Source organism: Citrobacter sp. TBCS-14, assembly GCF_005280805.1.
GTDB classification, from domain to species: domain Bacteria; phylum Pseudomonadota; class Gammaproteobacteria; order Enterobacterales; family Enterobacteriaceae; genus Citrobacter; species Citrobacter gillenii.
The window spans coordinates 1-219 of the sequence record NZ_SZWM01001030.1; the positions used below are offsets into that span (position 1 = coordinate 1).

At 43.4% G+C, this 219-nt stretch carries 1 protein-coding gene; it reads right to left on the minus strand.

Annotated elements, in window-relative coordinates; all coding sequences use genetic code 11:
• Positions 1-209 (minus strand): antiterminator Q family protein (locus tag FDX22_RS23790; protein WP_304571813.1); only part of this gene is annotated, 209 nt, incomplete at its 3' end.
• Between the last annotated feature and the right edge of the window lie 10 nt (positions 210-219).

Sequence of the window (219 nt, forward strand, 5' to 3'; positions counted from 1 at the left end):
AGTTCATAATCGTAATGACTCCTCTTACGAAGCCTGGCCAAGCAACTTTCAATAATCAGTCCGTCATCATCACAACATTGAGGGCGAGCTTTGTTTGTATAAGGCAATAGACCTTTAAAGCCAGCTGCAATTGAGGAGTAGTCAATGCGATGTGAATCACTCGCAGCCCAGGCTCCCCATAAATCTAAAACCTTCTGTATATCACGCATTATTCTTCCC